Consider the following 17,765-nt stretch of genomic DNA (forward strand, 5'->3'; position numbering starts at 1 on the left):
GTCCGGGTTCGCGGGCCAGCCGTCCATGTCGGCCGTCGCTTGCTTCCGAAGAGCTTGGGCCAGCTTCATGTCAAGGGTCAGCGGGGAGACCACCCTGACCTCGGGCAGAACCGGGCCCAGAAGTAGAGGAACCGCCGGACTCCGAAAGGCCCTCCGAAGCCGTGTGCACACGTTCGAATCCTGTGGAAGAACGCCCCTCACCGCCGCCATTTCCTTGAGTGCAGCCTCGACGAAGCTGTGCACAGGCTGAGAGCTTCTCTCCCTTACACGGGCCGCGTTCCCGGAGGGTGAGCAAAGACCCCGTCATCAGCGAAAGCGCTGAGTGCGGGGTCTTCTTCTTGTATGGGCAGGCTTGGGATTGCTCCGGGCTCAGATCTCGTCCGCGAAGGCGCCCTCTCGTGTCACGCACAGGGCCCAGATGACGAAGCCCGACATGGTGATCATGACGACCGACCAGACCGGGTAGTACGGCAGGGACAGGAAGTTGGCGACGATGACGAGGCCGGCGATGGCTATGCCGGCGACGCGGGCCCACATCGCTGTCTGGAAGAGTCCGAAGCTGACGATCACCGCGAGGACGCCGAGGGCGAGGTGGATCCAGCCCCAGCCGGTGAGGTCGAACTCGAAGATGTAGTTCTGCGTCGTGACGAAGATGTCGTCCTCGACTATCGCCGCTATGCCTCTCATGATGTCGAGAACGCCGGCGATCATGAGCATGACGGCTGCGAAGGCGGTCAGGCCGGTGGCCCACTCCTGCCTGGCCTCGTGGGTGCGAGCGTGGTGTGTGGCGGTCATCCTGGCTACCTCATTTCATGACGTCGGTCGGGCGCCCGGAAGGGCCCGTCCCGGTCAGGATCAGTTCCTTCGCCCTGCGGAACTCCTCGTCCGTGATGTCGCCGCGGGCGCGCATCTCGGACAGCCTGGCGAGTTCGTCGGTGCTGCTGGGCCGGCCCTCGGCTCCCTTGGCGGTGTCCCGGATGTACTGGTCGAACGCCTCCTGCTGGGCGCGCGCCTGTTCGATCTCCCGGCGTCCCATGTTCTTGCCTCGGGCGATCACGTAGATGAACACGCCCAGGAACGGCAGGACACAGACGAACACCAGCCAGCCGGCCTTCGCCCAGCCGCCGATGGAGTCGTCGCGGAAGATGTCGACGATGATCCGGAAGAGCAGGACGAACCACAGGATCCACAAGAAGAAGATGAACATCGTCCAGAAGACGCTCAGCAGCGGAAACTCGTACGCGAGGTACGTCTGCGCGTTCATGCCACTCCTTCATCCCGGGCATGTGCCCGGCAGGCGCTGTGTGCGGTTTTCAGCGTGCCCACGGCAACCCTCTGGCGGCCTCACCCGGGGCGGGTGAAGCGAGCACCCGCCGCTCAGCCGGACGCGTCGGGTCCGCGCGCCGCCGGGGTGCTCGACTTGCGGAGTGCGGCTCGCCATGCGAACGCGACCACTGCCTCGAAGAGGCCGAGCAGGACCAGCCACAGCCCCAGCAGCCGGGTGAGCGCGCGGGCCGACTCGGTCGGCAGGGCCAGTACGACGATCCCCGCGACTATGCCGAGCACCGCGGCGCCCAGGACGAAGCCCCGGTGGGGCAGGTCCTTGGCCGCCAGCGCGGTGTGCAGGGTGATCACGCCGGACACCAGCCAGACGATCCCGACGATCAGGGAGAGCGCGGTGATCGTCTGCAGCGGGTGGCGCAGGCACAGCACGCCTGCCAGGACGAACAGCACCGCGAGCAGCAGGCCCGCCAAGCGCTCGCCGGCTCCTTCACGGGCAAAGGACGCTACGAACCGGAAGGCCCCGGCCACGAGCAGGTACAGGCCGATGAGGACGGCCAGCACATGCAGGGTCTCGTCCGGCCAGACCAGTATCAGGACGCCCGGGATGAGCGTCGCGATCGCGGACGCCAGGATCCAGGTCCACGAACGGCCAAGCGCCGCGAGCGCCCGCGCGGGGTCGTCGCCCGCCGGGCCGGGGGCCGCTCCGCCGGACATCGATGTCGATGTCGATGTCGATGTCGAGCCCGGTCCGGGGAACGGTGCTGGGCCACGCGGCACGGTCATGGCTCCTCCACCTCGCTTGTTGCTTGATTGCTTGCTTGATCGGGCGGGTCGCTGCCAAGCCTCCGGCTGGGCGGTGTGCGCGGGCGCGGGGCCTCACCACCTGTCAGCGTCCTCCGCTCCGCCGGCCAGGGGATCACCCTCCGCGGGTGATCCACCGGTGCGGTTCATCGCTGCGGCCCTCGTCCCGAATCGCTCACTCCGGTGCCTGCCGCATCTCCACGACCCGCAGCCCCAGCGACCGGCAGCGGGCCAGCAGCCCGTACAGGTGTGCCTCGTCGACGACGTGCCCGAACAGGACGGTCTGACCGGAGATCGCCACATGGTCCAGCTCCGGGAATGCCTTGGACTGCGTCTCCGACAGGTGTCCGTCGACGCGGATCTCATAGCGCATGAGCTGCTCTCCAGCGGACCGTCCGGGGCCGACGGCACGAGGCTTTCCCTGCGATCGTCCGTCCGGATGCGGCGCCTGCCCTCACCCGGTACAGGTGATCCGGAGAAAGCGGGGACGCGACGGGGGGGCAGCCGCTCCTCCTGCACGCGATCGCTGCCGCGACGCGTCGCCGCCCCGCCGAAGGTCAAGGCTTCGGGCGTGCCCCGGTGTCGGCGCCACCCGCCTCGTCGGGTCGTGTTCGGCCGGTCTGGCCGGTCTGGCCGGTCGGCAAGTGGGAGGTGACCAGGAAACTGGCGAGGGTGATCCCGCCGGTGGCGAGGATCGCCGCCTTCAGGCCGTCCAGCTGCGCCGACGCGTAGGAGTCCGTGATGGCGTCGACCTCGGCGGGTGGCAGTCCGGCACTCTGCGCCGCCGAGCGCACCTGCTCGGTGGGCACGAAGGTGACGCCGGCTTCGAGGGCGACGCCGGTCTGCCGGTGGGCCTCCTCCGACACGCGCGGGTCGCTCTCCACCTGGGTGGTGAAGGCGTGGGCCAGGGCGCCGACGAGCAGGGACCCGATGAGGGCGGTGCCCAGCGCGGAGCCCAGGTTCTGGGCCGTGAACTGCAGCCCGCCGACCTCGCTGCGCTCCTCCTCCCCCACGCTGGACTGGACGACGTTGCCCAGCTGCGAGGCGAGCAGGCCCATGCCCACGCCGAGCAGGGCCATGGCTCCGGCGAACTGCGCGTCGTCGATGACGGGGTCGATGGTGGCCAGCAGCCACACCACGGCTCCCGCCAGGGTCAGCAGCGCCAGGCGGACCAGCCTCCGGGGGCCCGCCGCCCGCCCCAGCCGGGAGCCGACCGTGGAGGCGACCAGCATGGTGACGGACACCGGAAGCAGCCGCAGACCTGTCTCGAAGGCGTCGAAGCCCTGCACGACCTGCAGATACAGCGGGATGGTGAAGAACAGGCCAAGGAGGATGAGGTTCTGGCTCACCAGTGTCAGCAGGCCGGAGCGCAGCACCGGTTGGCGCAGCAGCGCCAGGTGCACCAAGGGGTCGGTGCCCTGGGCGTCCCGCCGCCGTTCCCAGTGTGCGAACAGGGCCAGTACGGCCGCTCCGGCGGCGATGACGAACAGCGTCGGGGCGAAGCCCAGGACGGTGAAGGGCGGGTTGCGGGGCTGCACCCATCCCCAGGTGCCGCTCTGCAGCACACCGAGCACGCCCAGCGCCAGTCCGGCCGCCGACAGTGCGGCGCCGACGCCGTCCAGGCGGGGGCGGGGGCCGGTCCTGGGGGATTCCGTGATCACGCGGTGGCAGAGCAGGACGGCCACGACGACGACCACCTCACCGGCGAAGACCAGCCGCCAGGTGAGGTACGTCGTCACCCAGCCGCCCAGCAGCGGGCCGACCGCGATTCCCGCGCCGGCCAGGCCGCCGATGACGCCGTAGGCGACGGCCCGGTCCCGCCCCCGGTAGTTCTCGGCGACGAGTGCCGCCATGGCAGGCAGCACCATCGCTGCCCCGAGCCCTTCGATGACCGACCAGCCCAGCGCGAGCACCCACAGGGTGGGAGCCACGGCGGTCAGGGTCGAACCCGTGGCGTAGACGGCGAGCCCCAGGAAGAACATGCGCCGCCGTCCGAGGATGTCTCCCAGCCGACCGCCGACGATCATGAACGCCGCCATGACGAGCGCGTACAGCGTGATGACGGCCTGGATGGCGGTGACCTCGGTGTCGAAGTCCTCGACCAGTTGGCTGATGGACACGTTCATGACGGAGGTGTCCAGGACCATCAGGAACTGGGCCGTGCCGAGCACGATCAGAGCGCGTCGGTGGGTCATGGTTTCCCCCTTGGGCCCTGCCGTCGTCTGGATCACCTCGGCGTCGCGGGCCTCGGCACGCGCACACCGCCCTGTCCATTGACACCGGCCGGACGCCGTCGGCGCCTCACCCTCCTCGGGGGAGGCCGACCGCACCACTCGGACGGCGAACCCGCTGCCCAGGCGTACAGCCCGCACCCCGTTTTTTGTCCCGGTGGACGGAAACCGGTGCCCCACCTGCGGTCTGGCGTTCACGGACCATTCATCGCAGAGCGTGCCCGGTCCGCGGGGCTCCGCGTCCGTTCACGCCGGGCGCTTGCGTGACGTCGTGGACTTCTTCGCCGTCGGCTTCTTCGCCGCCGTGCTCTTCGCCGCAGTGCTCTTCGCCGCCGCGCTCTTCGCGGTGCTCTTGGAGGCCGCCGTATTCTTCGTGCTGCCCTGGGTCGACTTCGCCGTCGACTTCCTGGCGGAGGAGGCGGTGGTCTTCTTCGCGGCCGTCTTCTTCGCCGCCGCGGACGTCGCCGCCGTGGACGTCGACTTCTTGCCGCCGGTCTGCTTGGGCGCGGCCCTGGCCGTCTTCCGTTCGGACAGGGGTCTGACCTCGGCGTGCTCCCCGCGGGACTCCTTGGCCGCGCGGACGCTGCTCTCCAGGGCGGCCATGAGGTCGAGCACCTTGCCGCCCGCCGCGGGCTCGGGCGCCTCGGGGGGTGCCTCGCCGGCCGCCTTGGCGGCGATGACCTCCTCGACGGCCTCGCGGTACTCGTCGTGCAGGTCCTCCAGGTCGACCTCGCCGAGGGTGTCCATGAGGGCGTCCGCGAGGTCGAGTTCCTTGTCGCGGACGGTGACGCCGGTGTCGGGGGCGACGCCCTCGGGGGCGCGTACCTCGTCGGGCCAGAGCAGGCCGTGCATGGCGATGGCGTCGCCGACGACGCGGAGCATGCCGAGGCGTTCCCGGCCGCGCAGGGCGAACTTGGCGATCGCCACCTTGTTGCTGCGCTTCAGCGCCTCCCGCAGCAGGGTGTACGGCTTGGCGGCGGGGGCGCCGCTCGCGGCGAGGTAGTACGCCGCGTCCATCTGGAGCGGGTCGATCCGGTCGGCCGGGACGAAGGCGACGATCTCGATGGTCCTGGCGGTCGGGATCGGCAGCTGGGCCAGGTCCTCGTCGGTGATCGGGATGATGGTGCCGTCGGCGTCCTCGTATCCCTTGCCGATCTCCGACTGGGTGACCTCGCGGTCCTCCAGCTCGCAGACCTTGCGGTAGCGGATGCGGCCGCCGTCCTCGTTGTGGATCTGGCGGAAGGAGATCGAGTGGCTCTCGGTGGCGTTCACCAGCTTGATGGGGATGCTGACCAGGCCGAACGAGATGGCTCCGTTCCAAATGGATCGCACTGCGGCACCTTTCGATCATTCGGTCCAGCGAGCGTCCTTGATCAGGAGATATGCGATATCACCCTTTTTCATCCGGTTTCGTGTGATTCTCATCGTATGACGCCGATCACAGAGGTGGAGGGCCGGAGGCTCGCGCTGAGCAACCTGGAGAAGGTGCTGTACCCGGCGTCCGGCTTCACCAAGGCCGAGGTGCTCCACTACTACGCCACCACCGCCGAGGTCCTGCTGCCCCATCTGCGCGATCGGCCGGTGTCCTTCCTGCGCTACCCGGACGGGCCGGACGGACAGGTGTTCTTCACCAAGAACGTGCCGCCCGGTACGCCCGACTGGGTCATGACCGCGGAGGTGCCCCGCTCGGAGGGGCCCGCGCGGATGGTGCTGGTGCAGGACCTGCCGAGCCTGATGTGGGCGGCGAACCTGGTCGCCGAGTTCCACACCCACCAGTGGCTCGCGAGCACGCCGGACGAGGCGGACCGGCTGGTCTTCGACCTGGATCCAGGCGCTCCCGCGACCGTCGTGGACTGCTGCGAGGTCGCCCTGTGGCTGCGCGAGCGGCTGGCCGGGGACGGGATCGAGGCGTACGCCAAGACGTCCGGGTCGAAGGGGCTGCATCTGCTGGCGGCGGTGCGGGGGGCGTCGTCCGAACGGACGTCCGAGTACGCGAAGGCGCTGGCCGTCGAGGCGGAGCGGACGATGCCCCGGCTGGTCGTCCACCGGATGACGCGGAGCCTGCGGCCGGGCAAGGTGTTCGTCGACTGGAGCCAGAACGCCGGCCGCAAGACCACGGCGACGCCGTACACCTTGCGGGCGCGCGCCGAGCCATGGGTGTCCGCGCCGGTGACCTGGGAGGAGGTCGAGGCGTGCGGAGACCCGGCCCAGCTGGCGTTCCGGGCGCCGGACATCGCCCCGCGCGTACAGGACTACGGCGATCTGCTGGCCCCGCTGCTCGATCCGGACCACGCGGGTCCGCTGCCGTGAGCCGACCGGTCTCGCATACCTCGCAGACGATCAGGCCTCGCAGACGATCAGACCTCCCAGACGATCAGACCTGTCAACAGACGATCAGACCCGGTTCCACAACTGCCGGTCCCGCGCCATCGCGTGCAGCGCCTCCACGTCCGCCGGTTTGAGTACGCCCCCGAGGCCGCCCAGCGTGGCGACGGTGGCGTCGGTGAGGACGCGGACCTCGCGGACCGGGCCGGGCAGGCTCACCCGGGCGGGGCCGACGAGGGCGAGCACGGGGCGGACCTCGGCCGTGAGGGCGTACGTGGCGCGGGAGGCGTCGGCGCGGACGCGGCGCAGCAGCGGGACCGGCTCGCGCCGGCCCAGCGCGACCATGGGGTCGGCGACGACGACCCGCTGTCTGCGGGCGTACAGGGTGTGGACGGCGAACAGTCCGCCGGGGCCGATCAGCAGGTGGTGGACGCGGTGGCCGCCGGGCAGCGGCACGGAGTGCAGGGTGTGCCAGCCCGCGCCGTCCAGGGCGTCCAGCGCCTCCCCCACCGCCTGCTCGGCCTCCAGGGCCCGGCGCCTGGGGTCGGGGCGCAGCCGGTGGCCGGGGCCGGGGTCGCGGTCGAGGGCGACGAGCAGGGCCTCGCCGGGGCGGTTGGGGGCGAGGTCGTCGTCGGGGTGGAGGCTGAGCCGGGCCAGTTCGGCGGGGGTGGGGACGGGCGGCGGGCCGATGGTGACGGGGCCGGTGACGAAGGGGCGCAGGGCGGCCAGGACGTCCTCTCCGCGGTCCTCGCTCAGCAGGTTGACGCGGGCCGTGTCACGGTCGTACCAGGCGACGTTCGTACCGTCCGGGAGGCAGACGTAGAGCCGGTCCCGGCCGTGCCGCCGGGTCGGTATGACGCGCAGTCCGCTCATGCACCATCACCCCCGACCATGGGAACAGGCGGGGTGCTGTGCGGGCAAGAACCCGGTTACCTTGGAGAGGTGTTGGGAGGCGGTTGGGGAGGCGTCGTTGCGTACCCAGGGGAGGCGACCCGACGTACCGGCTCCGGACGGCCCGTGGAGCGAGGTGGTGCCCGGTCTGTGGATGGGCGGGCACGAGTTCAAGGGCTCCTCGGGGCAACTGGAGTTCGCGGTGGTGCGGGACGAGTTCGATCTCGTCCAGACCTTGCTGAGGCTGCCCGGACACGGTCCCGGGCCCGGTGTGGCCCACCAGGTCTGGCCCATCCCGGACGGCCCGCTGGACGGCACTCAGCTGGCGGGCGTGATCCGGCTGGCGGAGGCCGCGTGCGAGGCGGTGGACTCGGGGCGACGGGTGCTGGTGCGCTGCTACCACGGGTACAACCGGTCCGGGCTGGTGGTGGCGCACGCTCTGGTCCGGCAGGGCCGCTCCGCCGACGAGGCGATCCGGCTGATCCGGGCCCGCCGCTCGCCCTGGGCGCTGCACAACGAGCTGTTCGTGGAGTACCTGCGGGCGGGTCTGCCGACGGCGCGGCTGCTGGAGGAGCTCGCGGAGTGATCCGCGCCCACCGGCGGCGGGGTGACCCGCCCCCACCGGCGCCCCCGCCGAGTGTGGAGTGATCCGCCCCACCGCCCGAAACGCAAAAACGGACTACCGCGCGAATAAGGTGTACGCGTCCTGCTCGTCCCCGCTCACCGGAGTGCCGTGTCCGTCCGTGCCCGTGTCCGTGCCTGCGTCGCCCTGGCCCTGCTGCTGGTCACCGGTGCGGCCGCGACGGCCTGCGGTGACGCCGGCGGATTGCGGGGCGCGGGTCCCACGCCGACCGCCGAGGGGCCCGTCCTGCTGTGGCCGACGCTGCGGCCGGCGTCGAGCCCCGCCTACGAGATCGGCGAGGTGGAGCGGGAGGTCGTCAAGGGGCTGCGGGTGCCCGCCGGGGACGTCCGCGCGGTGGACCCGGTGGCGGTCGTACGGGCCGAGATCGACGCGCATCCGGGCGAGTACGAGGGCGCCGACGCCTCGTACCGCGAGACGGGGGCGCGCATGGCGGACTGCGGGGCGGGCGCGGGGCGCGGCAGGTGCCCCGTCCTCACGCCGTACTACCGGGATCTGACCGGCGACGGGCACGACGACCTGACGCTGGGCTTCCGGCAGCTGCCCGGCGAGCTGACCGCCGTACGGGTGTACACCGCGGAGAAGAACCGGCTGGTGCGGGTCATGGCCTGGGACGACGCCGTCAGCGGGGTCGAGCTGGCCGGGCGGTCGGTGATCATCCGCTCGCCGTCGGAGCTGGACGGCTACGAGTACCGGCTCCAGTGGAGCTGGGACCGGGACCAGCGGACGATGCTGCTCACCCACGACGAGATGCTGCGCAAGCCCGCACCCTCGGCGGCGAAGCCGTCGCCCTCAGCGGCGAAGCCGTCACCTTCGAAGTCGCCCCCGGCGGCGCAGCCCTCCCCCTCGGCGGCGCCGCGATGAGGCTTCCGCGGTGGGCCGGCGCCCTGGCCGTGAAGACGGCGCTGTTCATCACCGTGATGTGCTGCGCGCTCGCCGCGATGCTCGGTGCCCTCGTCCATGTCTCGGTGACCCACCAGACCGTCGGTGAGGCCCGCGACCTCGCGCTGTCCCGGCTGGCGGACGCCACGGCCGCGTACGAGGCGGGTGACCCCCTGCATCCGGGCGCCGGACTGGACCCGGCGGAGCTGCCGGAGCCGTTGCGGGAGCTGGCGGTGTCCGGGCGGCGCGGCACGATGGTCGCCGACGACCGGGGCCGTCCGACGATGTGGGCGGCGGGGCCGGCCGACGGAGGGCGCGCGCTCGCGGTGGCCGTCGACTACTCGCAGCAGGCCCGCACCATCGACGGCCTGGACCGGGCGATCGTCTGGTCGTCGGCGCCGGCGATCGGGGCGACGGTGCTGGTCGGCGCGTTCGCGGTGACGCGGGTGACGCGGCGGCTGCACGCCACGGCACGGGTGGCGCGGCGGATCAGCGCCGGTGATCTGGACGCGCGGGTGCACGACCGGCGGGCGGAGGACGTACGCCGTCCGCAGGACGAGGTGGCCGTGGTGGCCGCCGCGCTGGACTCCATGGCGGCGTCGCTGCAGGGCAAGCTGCTGGCCGAGCAGCGGTTCACCGCGGACGTGGCGCACGAGCTGCGCACCCCGCTGACCGGGCTGCACGCGGCGGCCGAGCTGCTGCCGCCGGGCCGGCCGACGGAGCTGGTGCGCGACCGGGTGGCGGCGCTGCGCACGCTGACCGAGGACCTGCTGGAGATCTCCCGTCTGGACACGGGGCGGGAGCGGCTGGAGCTGGACGGCGAGGAGCTGGGGGCGCTGGCGCGGCGGGTGGTGCGGGCGTCCGGCACCGACACCGAGGTGCGGGTGGTGCGGGACGTGCGGGTGGAGACCGACCGGCGGCGGCTGGAGCGGGTGCTGGGCAACCTGGTCGCGAACGCGCACCGGCACGGGCGGGCGCCGGTGGTGCTGACGGTGGACGGGCCGGTCGTCACCGTGCGGGACCACGGGGACGGCTATCCGGAGTACCTGGTGGCGCACGGCCCGCAGCGGTTCCGCACCGAGGGCGGGGCGCGCGGCCACGGGCTGGGCCTGACCATCGCGCTGGGCCAGGCGGAGGTGCTGGGTGCCCGGCTGGGGTTCGGCAACGCGGCGGACGGCGGGGCGGTGGCGACGCTGACGCTGCCTCAGACCCCGTCCGCGGCGGGCGTGCTCCCCGATGGCGCAGTGTGACGGGCGGCCCGTCCGTTCCGCTCCTAATGTGGCGATTGGTCAGCTTCGCCCTTCCGGGAGGTCATCCGTGTCCCGCGCCACGCTGGTGCTGACGGAACACAACGAGCAAGATGCCCTGTTTGGGTAGGTTCCGGACATGACGAAGGCCGGAACCGGAACCGCCGTGGTGGCGGACGCGCCCGCGCCCGCGGTACGCCTGCCCCGGCGCCGCGGCGTCGAACTGTCCCTCATGGTCGTGGCCGTACTGCTCCCGGTGTACGGCTACTGCGCCGTCGGCCTGGCCAAGCACGGCACGGTCCCGCCCGGCGCCGCCGGCTACGGCGCCGGGCTCGGCGTGCTGGCGCTCATCGCCCATCTGGCGGTCCGGCTGCGCGCCCCGTACGCCGATCCGCTGCTGCTGCCCATCGGCGTGCTGCTCAACGGCCTCGGCCTGGTGCTGATCTACCGTCTCGACCTGGAGACCCCGGCCGACCGTGCCGCCCCCGCCCAGCTGATCTGGTCCACGCTGGGCGTCGGCCTGTTCATCCTGGTCGTCCTCGCGCTGCGCGACCACCGCGTCCTCCAGCGGTACGCGTACGTCTGCGTCGCCGCCGCCCTCGCGCTGCTCACCCTGCCGATCTTCTTCCCCGCCGTGAACGGCGCCCGCATCTGGATCCGGATCGCCGGGTTCTCCATCCAGCCGGGCGAGTTCGCGAAGGTGCTGCTGGCCGTGTTCTTCGCCGCCTACCTGGCCGCCAACCGCAACGCCCTGGCGTACGCGGGCCACACGATCTGGAAGCTCCAGCTGCCCACCGGCCGGGTGCTCGGCCCGATCGTGGCGATCTGGCTGGTGAGCGTCGGGGTCCTGGTCCTGGAACGCGACCTGGGCACCTCGCTGCTCTTCTTCGGCCTGTTCGTCGTGATGCTCTACGTCGCCACCGGCCGCACCGGCTGGATCGCCGTCGGGCTGCTGCTGGCGGTGCTCGGCGCGGTCGCGGTGGCCCGGATGGAGCCGCATGTGCACGGCCGGATCGAGGACTGGCTGCACCCGTTCGCCAGCATCGACGCCGGGCAGGGCCCCAACCAGCTCGCCCAGTCGCTGTTCGCCTTCGCGGCCGGCGGTGTGCTCGGCACCGGCCTGGGCCTCGGCCACTCCACTCTCATCGGCTTCGCCACCAAGTCGGACTTCATCCTGGCCACCGCGGGCGAGGAACTGGGCCTCGCCGGCCTCTCCGCGATCTTCCTGCTCTACGGCCTGCTGGTGGAACGCGGCTACCGCGCGGGCCTCGCCCTGCGCGACCCGTTCGGGCGGCTGCTCGCGGTCGGCCTCGCCTCGATCGTCGCGCTCCAGGTGTTCGTGATCGCCGGCGGGGTGACCGGGCTGATCCCGCTGACCGGCATGGCGATGCCGTTCCTCGCCCAGGGCGGCTCCTCCGTCGTCACCAACTGGGCGATCGTGGCGCTGCTGATCCGGGTGAGCCACGCGGCCCGGCGGCAGTACGACGGGAAGGTGGCCCCATGACCCGGTACATCCGGCACGCGGCCGCCTTCTGCGGCCTGCTGCTGACGGCGCTGCTGCTCAACGCCGGCCGCGTCCAGATCCTCCAGGCCCCCGCCTACGACGACAACCCCGCCAACCGCCGCCAGAGCATCGCCCGGTACGGCCAGCCGCGCGGCGACATCCTGGTCGGCGGGGATCCGATCACCGGCTCCAAGGACACCGGGGGCCGGCTCCGCTACGAACGCACCTACCTGGACGGCCCGCTGTACGCGCCGGTCACCGGCTTCGCCTCCCAGGTGTACGGCTCGACGCTGCTGGAGCACGCCGAGGACGGGATCCTCTCCGGCACCGACCCGATGCTCTCGCCGTTCCCGCTGATCAACGACCTCACCCGGGCGCGGAACCCCGGCGGGAACGTGGCCACCACCCTCAACGCGGCCGCCCAGGAGGCGGCGTACAGGGGGCTGGGCACCCGCAAGGGCGCGGTGGCGGCGCTGGAACCGGCCACCGGGCGCGTCCTGGCGCTGGTGTCGACGCCGTCGTACGACCCCGAGTCGCTGTCCGGCAACGCCACCACCGTGGGACGGTCCTGGGCGCAGCTGAACGAGGACCCGAGCAAGCCGATGCTGAACCGGGCGGCGCTGCAGACGTACCCGCCGGGCTCCACCTTCAAGGTGGTCACCGCGGCGGCGGCGCTCGACGCGGGTGTCGTCACCGACCTGGACGAGCCGACCGACTCCCCCGCGCCCTACACCCTTCCGGGCACGCGGACGCGCCTGACCAACGAGAGCGACAGCTGCGAGGACGCCTCGCTGCGGGTGGCGTTCGAGTGGTCGTGCAACACGGTGTTCGCCAAGCTGGGCGTGGACGTCGGGGCCGAGGACATGGCGGCCACGGCGGAGGCGTTCGGCTTCAACGACACCGGTCTGCGGATCCCGTACGCGGTCTCCCAGAGCACGTTCGACAGTACGGTCGACCGGGCGCAGCTGGCGCTGTCGTCGATCGGCCAGTACAACACCCGTGCGACACCGCTGCAGATGGCGATGGTGGCGGCGGCCGTGGCCAACGGCGGGCAGGTGCGGGAGCCGTACCTGGTGGAGCGCACCACGACGGCGGCCGGCGCGACCGTGGCCGCGTTCGGGCCCCGCCCGGTCCGCCAGGCGATGCACCCCGCGACCGCCGTGCGGATGCGGGAGCTGATGCGGAACGTGGTCGAGGAGGGCACCGGCACCAACGCGGCGATCCCCGGCGCGATGGTCGGCGGCAAGACGGGCACCGCCCAGCACGGCATCGGCAACTCCGGCACCCCGTACGCCTGGTTCGTCTCCTGGGCGCAGGGCGACCGCGACCTGGAGCCGCGGGTAGCGGTCGCCGTGGTGGTGGAGGACGCGAACGCCAACCGGGGCGAGATCACCGGGGGCGGGGTGGCGGCGCCGATCGCGAGGGCGGTGATGGAGGCGGTGCTCGATTCCTGAGACACCGCCTCCGGGACGGGTCCGTCAGCCCTCGGCGCCCCGCTCGATCGCTTCCGTCACCTCCGCCACCCGCTCCCGCTCCTCCGCCGCGAACCGTTCCGCGTCCAGCTTCTCGGCGATCTCCTCGTCCTGGGACATGAGGAGGTCGAGGTTGGAGTCGCCCAGTTCGAGCACGCCCATGTCGACGTAGGCCTGCTGGAGGCGTTTGCCCCACAGGCCGATGTCCTTGACGCAGGGGACGATGCGGCTGAAGAGGAGTTTGCGGAACACCGCGAGGAACTCGGTGTGCTCGCTGTACTCCGCCGCCTCCGCCGTCGGGACGCCGAAGTTCTCCAGGACCTCGACGCCGCGCAGGCGGTCGCGCATGAGGTAGCAGCCCTCGACGACGAACTCCTCGCGTTCGCGCAGTTCGGCGTCGGTGAGCTGCTTGTAGTAGTCGCGCAGGGCCATGCGCCCGAAGGCCACGTGCCGGGCCTCGTCCTGCATGACGTACGCGAGGATCTGCTTGGGCAGCGGCTTGTTCGTGGAGTCCCTGATCATGCCGAAGGCCGCCAGTGCCAGGCCCTCGATCAGCACCTGCATGCCGAGGTAGGGCATGTCCCAGCGGCTGTCGCGCAGGGTGTCGCCGAGGAGGGACTGGAGGTTGTCGTTGATCGGGTAGAGCAGGCCTATCTTCTCGTGCAGGAAGCGGCCGTAGATCTCGGCGTGCCTGGCCTCGTCCATGGTCTGGGTCGCCGAGTAGAACTTGGCGTCGAGGTCGGGGACGGACTCGACGATCCGCGCGGCGCAGATCATCGCGCCCTGTTCGCCGTGCAGGAACTGGCTGAACTGCCAGGAGGCGTAGTGCCTGCGTAACTCCGCCCTGTCCTTGTCGGTGAGTTTCGCCCAGTACTTGGTGCCGTACAGGGCGAGTGCCTCGTCGGGGGTGCCGAGGGGGTCGTGGGGGTCGACCTCCAGGTCCCAGTCGATGCGTTTCGCGCCGTCCCACTGCTTGTCCTTGCCCTTCTGGTAGAGGGCGAGCAGACGGTCCCGTCCGTCGTCGTACTCCCAGTCGAAGCGGGCGGCACCGGTGGCGGGGACCGGCCAGTGGGGGTCTTCCGGTGGGGTGACGTACACGTCGAAGGTCGGCATGCTCCGCAGGCTCTCGCGTAGTAGACGCGCGGTCAACAAGTAGTGCCCGGACTATTGACGGGCTTACTGACAGCCAGTCTCATAAGCAGTGACTCACGGGTAACCGGAAACAGCTCCGTACGACGAGATGGGACTGCCATGACGACCCTGACGGAAGCCGACGCGGTCGAGGGACTGCGCGACGCGCTCGGCCTGCTCAAGGACCGGGAGCAGGTGGCCGAGCGGCTGCTCGACTCTTCCGCCAAACACTCCTTCGACCCGGACAAGGAACTCGACTGGGACGCGCCCTTCGAGGAGGGCAAGTGGTTCTGGCCACCCGAGCTGGTGTCGCTCTACGACACCCCGCTGTGGAAGCGGATGGGCGAGGAGCAGCGGATCCTGCTGTCCCAGCACGAGGCGGCGGCGCTCGCCTCGCTGGGCATCTGGTTCGAGATCATCCTGATGCAGCTGCTGGTCCGGCACATCTACGACAAGGCGGCGACGAGCGCGCACGTCCGCTACGCGCTGACCGAGATCGAGGACGAGTGCCGGCACTCGAAGATGTTCGCCCGGCTGATATCCCGCGGTGAGACCCCGTGGTATCCGGTCAGCCGCACCCACCAGCACCTCGGCCGGCTGTTCAAGACCATCTCCACCACGCCGGGCTCGTTCACCGCGACCCTGCTCGGCGAGGAGGTCCTGGACTGGATGCAGCGGCTGACCTTCCCCGACGAGCGGGTGCAGACGCTGATCCGCGGCGTGACGCGCATCCACGTCGTGGAGGAGGCCCGCCATGTGCGGTACGCGCGGGAGGAACTGCGCCGCCAGATGGTGACGGCGCCGAAGTGGTCGCAGGAGTTCACCCGCGTCACCTCCGGCGAGTTCGCCCGCGTCTTCTCCGTCGCCTTCGTCAACCCCGAGGTGTACACCAACGTCGGCCTCGACAAGCGGGAGGCCATGGCCCAGGTGAAGGCGAGCGGCCACCGGCGCGAGATCATGCAGACCGGCGCCAAGCGGCTCACCGACTTCCTGGACGACATCGGAGTCCTGCGCGGCGTCGGGCGGCGGCTGTGGAAGTCGTCCGGGCTGCTGGCCTGAGGGTCTGAGGGTCCGGTTCCGCGAACGGCGCCGCGCGGCCGGCCGCGTATACCGCATCGGGTGGCGGCCGGGGAAGTCGTCGGGGTTGCTGTCTTGGAAGGGCTTGCCATCAGGGCACGTGGTGGGAGTCGCCGGTTACGCTGCCGGTCATGACCCCCCAGGCCCCCGCCCGCACCTACCGCCGGCTCAGTGTCGAGGAACGGCGCAGCCAGCTGCTCGACGCCGCGCTGTCCCTGTTCGCGCACCGGGCCCCCGAGGACGTCTCGCTGGACGACGTGGCGGAGGCCGCCGGGGTCTCCCGGCCGCTGGTGTACCGCTACTTCCCCGGCGGCAAGCAGCAGCTGTACGAGGCCGCCCTGCGCACCGCCGCCGAGGCGCTGCGGGGCTGCTTCGACGAGCCGCGCGAGGGCCCGCTGCTGCCCCGCCTGGCCCGCGCCCTGGACCGCTATCTGACTTTCGTCGACGAGCACGACGCCGGTTTCGCCGCCCTCCTCCAGGGCGGCAGCGTGGTGGAGACCTCCCGGACGAACGCCATAGTGGACGGCGTACGACGGGCCGCGGCGGAGCATATCTACCGCCACCTCGGCGTGCCGGACCCCGGCCCCCGGCTGCGGATGACCGTCCGCATGTGGATCACGGCGGTGGAGGCCGCCTCCCTGATGTGGCTGGACGAGGACAAGCAGCCCCCCCTCGACGAGCTGCGGGACTGGCTGGTGGACCAGTTCGTCGCGGTGCTGTCGGTGACGGCCGCGCGGGACGGGCAGACCGCGGCGGTGGTGGCCGCGCTCGCCCCGGCGGATGGCTGACACTGGTGCCGTGAAGAGCGAAGACACCCCCTTCGAGGGCGGGCCGATGGACGGCCGGACGCTGCCCGTGCTGCTGGGGCTCACCGGGCACCCGCCCAAGACGTACCGCATCCCCGTCCCCGACCCCGCGGGCGGTCCGCCGACCGTGCTGGTCTACCGCCGGGTGTCGCGCGGCCAGGGCCGGCTGACCCAGCGCTGGAAGTACGTCCACGACCCGGCGGGCGACCAGGGCGGCGGTCCGAAGTGGCCGTGGTCCAAGCCGAAGCCGCCGTCCGGTCCCGGTGCCACGCCGGGCGGCAACCGGGACGACGCGGACGAGTGACGCGGTTACGCCATCCCGAGCACAACCGGCGCTCGGACCGCGCGATGCCGCGGAAAAGCTCTCGGTGCGGCGCGGAGACTCCGCCCCGCACCGGAGGTGATGGCGTGTCAGGAAGGCTTCTGCGTCTGGTCGGTACGGCGGCCATGGCGGCCCACGCCGCACTCACCCCCACCGCGGTGGCGGCCGCGCCCGAACCCGAGCCGCCCCACGACCGCTCGGCGGCCGAGTTGCTGACGGATCTTCAGCGGCTGTACCGGGAGGCCGAGGAGGCAGCGGAGGCGTACAACGCCACCGAGGAGAAGCTGAGGGAACAGCGCGCCGAGGTCGCCCGCCTCGACCGGGCGCTGGCCCGCGCCCGGCTCTCCCTGCACGACAGCCGGGTCGCCGCCGGCCGGCTGGCCCGTCAGCAGTACCAGAACACCACCGCCGACATCTCCCCCTACGTACGCCTCCTCCTGGCCCGCGACCCGCAGGGCGCCCTCGACCAGGGCCATGTCATCGGCCAGTTGGCGCAGGAGCGCGCCGAGACGGTCGGGCGGCTGACCGGAGCCGAGCACCGGGCCGACGAGCTGGCCCGCCGGGCCCGCGCGGCCCTGGACGACCAACTCGTCCTCGCCGAACGGAAGAAGAAGGAGCGGGACGGCGTACGGGAACGCCTGGACGAGGTGGAGGAGCTGCTGGCCTCCCTCACCGCCGAGCAGCTGACCGCCCTCGCCGACGTGGAGGACAAGGGGATCGAGAAGGCGCAGCGGGACCTGGTGACGTCCGGGGCGCTCGGCGACGACGCCAAGCCGTCCGAGCAGGGCGACCGGGCCGTGCACTACGCCCTGCGGCAGCTGGGGAAACCGTACGAGTGGGGCGCGGAGGGCCCGGGGGCGTACGACTGCTCGGGCCTGACCTCCGAGGCCTGGGCCCACGCCGGGACGCCCATCCCCCGCACCAGCCAGGAGCAGTGGCAGCGGCTGCCGAAGGTGCCGCTGAAGGACCTGCGCCCGGGGGACCTGGTGATCTACTTCCCGGAGGCCACGCACGTGGCGATGTACGTGGGCGAGGGCGAGGTGGTCCACGCCCCCAGAACGGGCGAACGGATCGAGGTCGCCCCGCTGGCGAGCAACCCGATCCTGGGGGCGGTACGCCCGCAGGAGCTCCCTTAGGGGGCCAGGCCGCCGG

Annotated in this window: 18 protein-coding genes; 10 read left to right on the forward strand and 8 right to left on the reverse strand. The window is 71.7% G+C overall.

What is annotated here, in order from left to right; genetic code table 11:
• Positions 1-369: 369 nt before the first annotated feature.
• From ACSU6L_RS12210 to ACSU6L_RS12235, 6 genes are all read right to left on the reverse strand, one after another.
• Positions 370-795, reverse strand: coding sequence for a DUF7144 family membrane protein (locus ACSU6L_RS12210; RefSeq protein ID WP_437056277.1), 426 nt, complete (start codon positions 793-795; stop codon positions 370-372).
• Positions 796-805: 10 nt separating this feature from the next.
• Entirely contained in the window at positions 806-1,264 is a 459-nt protein-coding gene (locus ACSU6L_RS12215; protein ID WP_437056278.1) for an SHOCT domain-containing protein, read from the reverse strand.
• Positions 1,265-1,377: 113 nt separating this feature from the next.
• Positions 1,378-2,067, reverse strand: a complete 690-nt coding sequence (locus ACSU6L_RS12220) for an HdeD family acid-resistance protein (RefSeq protein ID WP_437056280.1) — start codon at positions 2,065-2,067, stop codon at positions 1,378-1,380.
• A 193-nt stretch (positions 2,068-2,260) separates the two neighbouring features.
• Positions 2,261-2,458, reverse strand: coding sequence for a hypothetical protein (locus ACSU6L_RS12225; RefSeq protein ID WP_437056282.1), 198 nt, complete (start codon positions 2,456-2,458; stop codon positions 2,261-2,263).
• Between the two features lie 184 nt (positions 2,459-2,642).
• A complete protein-coding gene (locus tag ACSU6L_RS12230) occupies positions 2,643-4,280 on the reverse strand; it encodes an MFS transporter (protein ID WP_437056284.1) in 1,638 nt (545 codons plus the stop codon).
• Between the two features lie 282 nt (positions 4,281-4,562).
• Positions 4,563-5,648 carry a Ku protein gene (locus ACSU6L_RS12235; RefSeq protein WP_437056286.1) on the reverse strand — a complete coding sequence of 362 codons (1,086 nt, stop codon included), beginning with the start codon at positions 5,646-5,648 and terminating at the stop codon, positions 4,563-4,565.
• A 96-nt stretch (positions 5,649-5,744) separates the two neighbouring features.
• Here ACSU6L_RS12235 and ligD point away from each other — a divergent pair, with 96 nt between their 5' ends.
• Positions 5,745-6,626 carry a non-homologous end-joining DNA ligase gene (gene ligD / locus ACSU6L_RS12240; RefSeq protein ID WP_437056288.1) on the forward strand — a complete coding sequence of 294 codons (882 nt, stop codon included), beginning with the start codon at positions 5,745-5,747 and terminating at the stop codon, positions 6,624-6,626.
• An 84-nt stretch (positions 6,627-6,710) separates the two neighbouring features.
• Here ligD and ACSU6L_RS12245 read toward each other — a convergent pair whose 3' ends face one another.
• Positions 6,711-7,514 carry a nuclease-related domain-containing protein gene (locus ACSU6L_RS12245; protein ID WP_437056290.1) on the reverse strand — a complete coding sequence of 268 codons (804 nt, stop codon included), beginning with the start codon at positions 7,512-7,514 and terminating at the stop codon, positions 6,711-6,713.
• A 97-nt stretch (positions 7,515-7,611) separates the two neighbouring features.
• Here ACSU6L_RS12245 and ACSU6L_RS12250 point away from each other — a divergent pair, with 97 nt between their 5' ends.
• The 5 genes from ACSU6L_RS12250 (at position 7,612) to ACSU6L_RS12270 (ending at position 13,259) form a co-directional block, all read left to right on the forward strand.
• Entirely contained in the window at positions 7,612-8,118 is a 507-nt protein-coding gene (locus tag ACSU6L_RS12250) for a protein-tyrosine phosphatase family protein (RefSeq protein WP_437056292.1), read from the forward strand.
• 147 nt (positions 8,119-8,265) lie between these two features.
• Positions 8,266-9,036, forward strand: coding sequence for a hypothetical protein (locus ACSU6L_RS12255; protein ID WP_437056294.1), 771 nt, complete (start codon positions 8,266-8,268; stop codon positions 9,034-9,036).
• Positions 9,033-10,304 (forward strand): ATP-binding protein, encoded by a 1,272-nt coding sequence (locus tag ACSU6L_RS12260; RefSeq protein ID WP_437056296.1) that lies wholly within the window; start codon positions 9,033-9,035, stop codon positions 10,302-10,304. Before ACSU6L_RS12255 ends, ACSU6L_RS12260 begins: the two co-directional genes overlap by 4 nt.
• 136 nt (positions 10,305-10,440) lie before the next feature.
• On the forward strand, positions 10,441-11,805 hold the full coding sequence (locus ACSU6L_RS12265) for an FtsW/RodA/SpoVE family cell cycle protein (RefSeq protein ID WP_437056298.1): 1,365 nt from the start codon (positions 10,441-10,443) through the stop codon (positions 11,803-11,805).
• On the forward strand, positions 11,802-13,259 hold the full coding sequence (locus ACSU6L_RS12270) for a penicillin-binding transpeptidase domain-containing protein (RefSeq protein ID WP_437056300.1): 1,458 nt from the start codon (positions 11,802-11,804) through the stop codon (positions 13,257-13,259). The genes ACSU6L_RS12265 and ACSU6L_RS12270 overlap by 4 nt, the downstream gene beginning before the upstream one ends.
• 24 nt (positions 13,260-13,283) lie before the next feature.
• Here the strand turns inward: ACSU6L_RS12270 and ACSU6L_RS12275 are convergent, their stop codons facing one another.
• Complete coding sequence (locus ACSU6L_RS12275; RefSeq protein ID WP_437056302.1) at positions 13,284-14,390, reverse strand: ferritin-like domain-containing protein; 1,107 nt, start codon at positions 14,388-14,390, stop codon at positions 13,284-13,286.
• A gap of 138 nt (positions 14,391-14,528) precedes the next feature.
• On the opposite strand from ACSU6L_RS12275, the gene ACSU6L_RS12280 reads away from it, so the two are divergent.
• From ACSU6L_RS12280 to ACSU6L_RS12295, 4 genes are all read left to right on the forward strand, one after another.
• Complete coding sequence (locus tag ACSU6L_RS12280) at positions 14,529-15,467, forward strand: AurF N-oxygenase family protein (RefSeq protein ID WP_073940897.1); 939 nt, start codon at positions 14,529-14,531, stop codon at positions 15,465-15,467.
• A gap of 149 nt (positions 15,468-15,616) precedes the next feature.
• On the forward strand, positions 15,617-16,273 hold the full coding sequence (locus tag ACSU6L_RS12285) for a TetR/AcrR family transcriptional regulator (RefSeq protein ID WP_437056305.1): 657 nt from the start codon (positions 15,617-15,619) through the stop codon (positions 16,271-16,273).
• 10 nt (positions 16,274-16,283) lie between these two features.
• Complete coding sequence (locus tag ACSU6L_RS12290) at positions 16,284-16,595, forward strand: hypothetical protein (RefSeq protein WP_437056307.1); 312 nt, start codon at positions 16,284-16,286, stop codon at positions 16,593-16,595.
• 143 nt (positions 16,596-16,738) lie between these two features.
• Positions 16,739-17,749, forward strand: a complete 1,011-nt coding sequence (locus tag ACSU6L_RS12295) for an NlpC/P60 family protein (RefSeq protein ID WP_437064856.1) — start codon at positions 16,739-16,741, stop codon at positions 17,747-17,749.
• Positions 17,750-17,765 lie beyond the last annotated feature (16 nt).

This window comes from Streptomyces sp. enrichment culture, assembly GCF_964272855.1.
Classification (GTDB): domain Bacteria; phylum Actinomycetota; class Actinomycetes; order Streptomycetales; family Streptomycetaceae; genus Streptomyces.

Excerpts from the sequence above, each read along its gene's own strand:
- ACSU6L_RS12265 (WP_437056298.1), top strand. The coding sequence starts at position 10,441 with ATGACGAAGGCCGGAACCGGAACCGCCGTGGTGGCGGACGCGCCCGCG.
- ACSU6L_RS12260 (WP_437056296.1), top strand. The coding sequence starts at position 9,033 with ATGAGGCTTCCGCGGTGGGCCGGCGCCCTGGCCGTGAAGACGGCGCTG.
- ACSU6L_RS12220 (WP_437056280.1), bottom strand. The coding sequence starts at position 2,067 with ATGACCGTGCCGCGTGGCCCAGCACCGTTCCCCGGACCGGGCTCGACA.
- ACSU6L_RS12230 (WP_437056284.1), bottom strand. The coding sequence starts at position 4,280 with ATGACCCACCGACGCGCTCTGATCGTGCTCGGCACGGCCCAGTTCCTG.
- ACSU6L_RS12285 (WP_437056305.1), top strand. The coding sequence starts at position 15,617 with ATGACCCCCCAGGCCCCCGCCCGCACCTACCGCCGGCTCAGTGTCGAG.
- ACSU6L_RS12270 (WP_437056300.1), top strand. The coding sequence starts at position 11,802 with ATGACCCGGTACATCCGGCACGCGGCCGCCTTCTGCGGCCTGCTGCTG.
- ACSU6L_RS12225 (WP_437056282.1), bottom strand. The coding sequence starts at position 2,458 with ATGCGCTATGAGATCCGCGTCGACGGACACCTGTCGGAGACGCAGTCC.
- ACSU6L_RS12210 (WP_437056277.1), bottom strand. The coding sequence starts at position 795 with ATGACCGCCACACACCACGCTCGCACCCACGAGGCCAGGCAGGAGTGG.
- ACSU6L_RS12275 (WP_437056302.1), bottom strand. The coding sequence starts at position 14,390 with ATGCCGACCTTCGACGTGTACGTCACCCCACCGGAAGACCCCCACTGG.
- ACSU6L_RS12280 (WP_073940897.1), top strand. The coding sequence starts at position 14,529 with ATGACGACCCTGACGGAAGCCGACGCGGTCGAGGGACTGCGCGACGCG.
- ACSU6L_RS12245 (WP_437056290.1), bottom strand. The coding sequence starts at position 7,514 with ATGAGCGGACTGCGCGTCATACCGACCCGGCGGCACGGCCGGGACCGG.
- ACSU6L_RS12295 (WP_437064856.1), top strand. The coding sequence starts at position 16,739 with ATGGCGGCCCACGCCGCACTCACCCCCACCGCGGTGGCGGCCGCGCCC.
- ligD (WP_437056288.1), top strand. The coding sequence starts at position 5,745 with ATGACGCCGATCACAGAGGTGGAGGGCCGGAGGCTCGCGCTGAGCAAC.
- ACSU6L_RS12215 (WP_437056278.1), bottom strand. The coding sequence starts at position 1,264 with ATGAACGCGCAGACGTACCTCGCGTACGAGTTTCCGCTGCTGAGCGTC.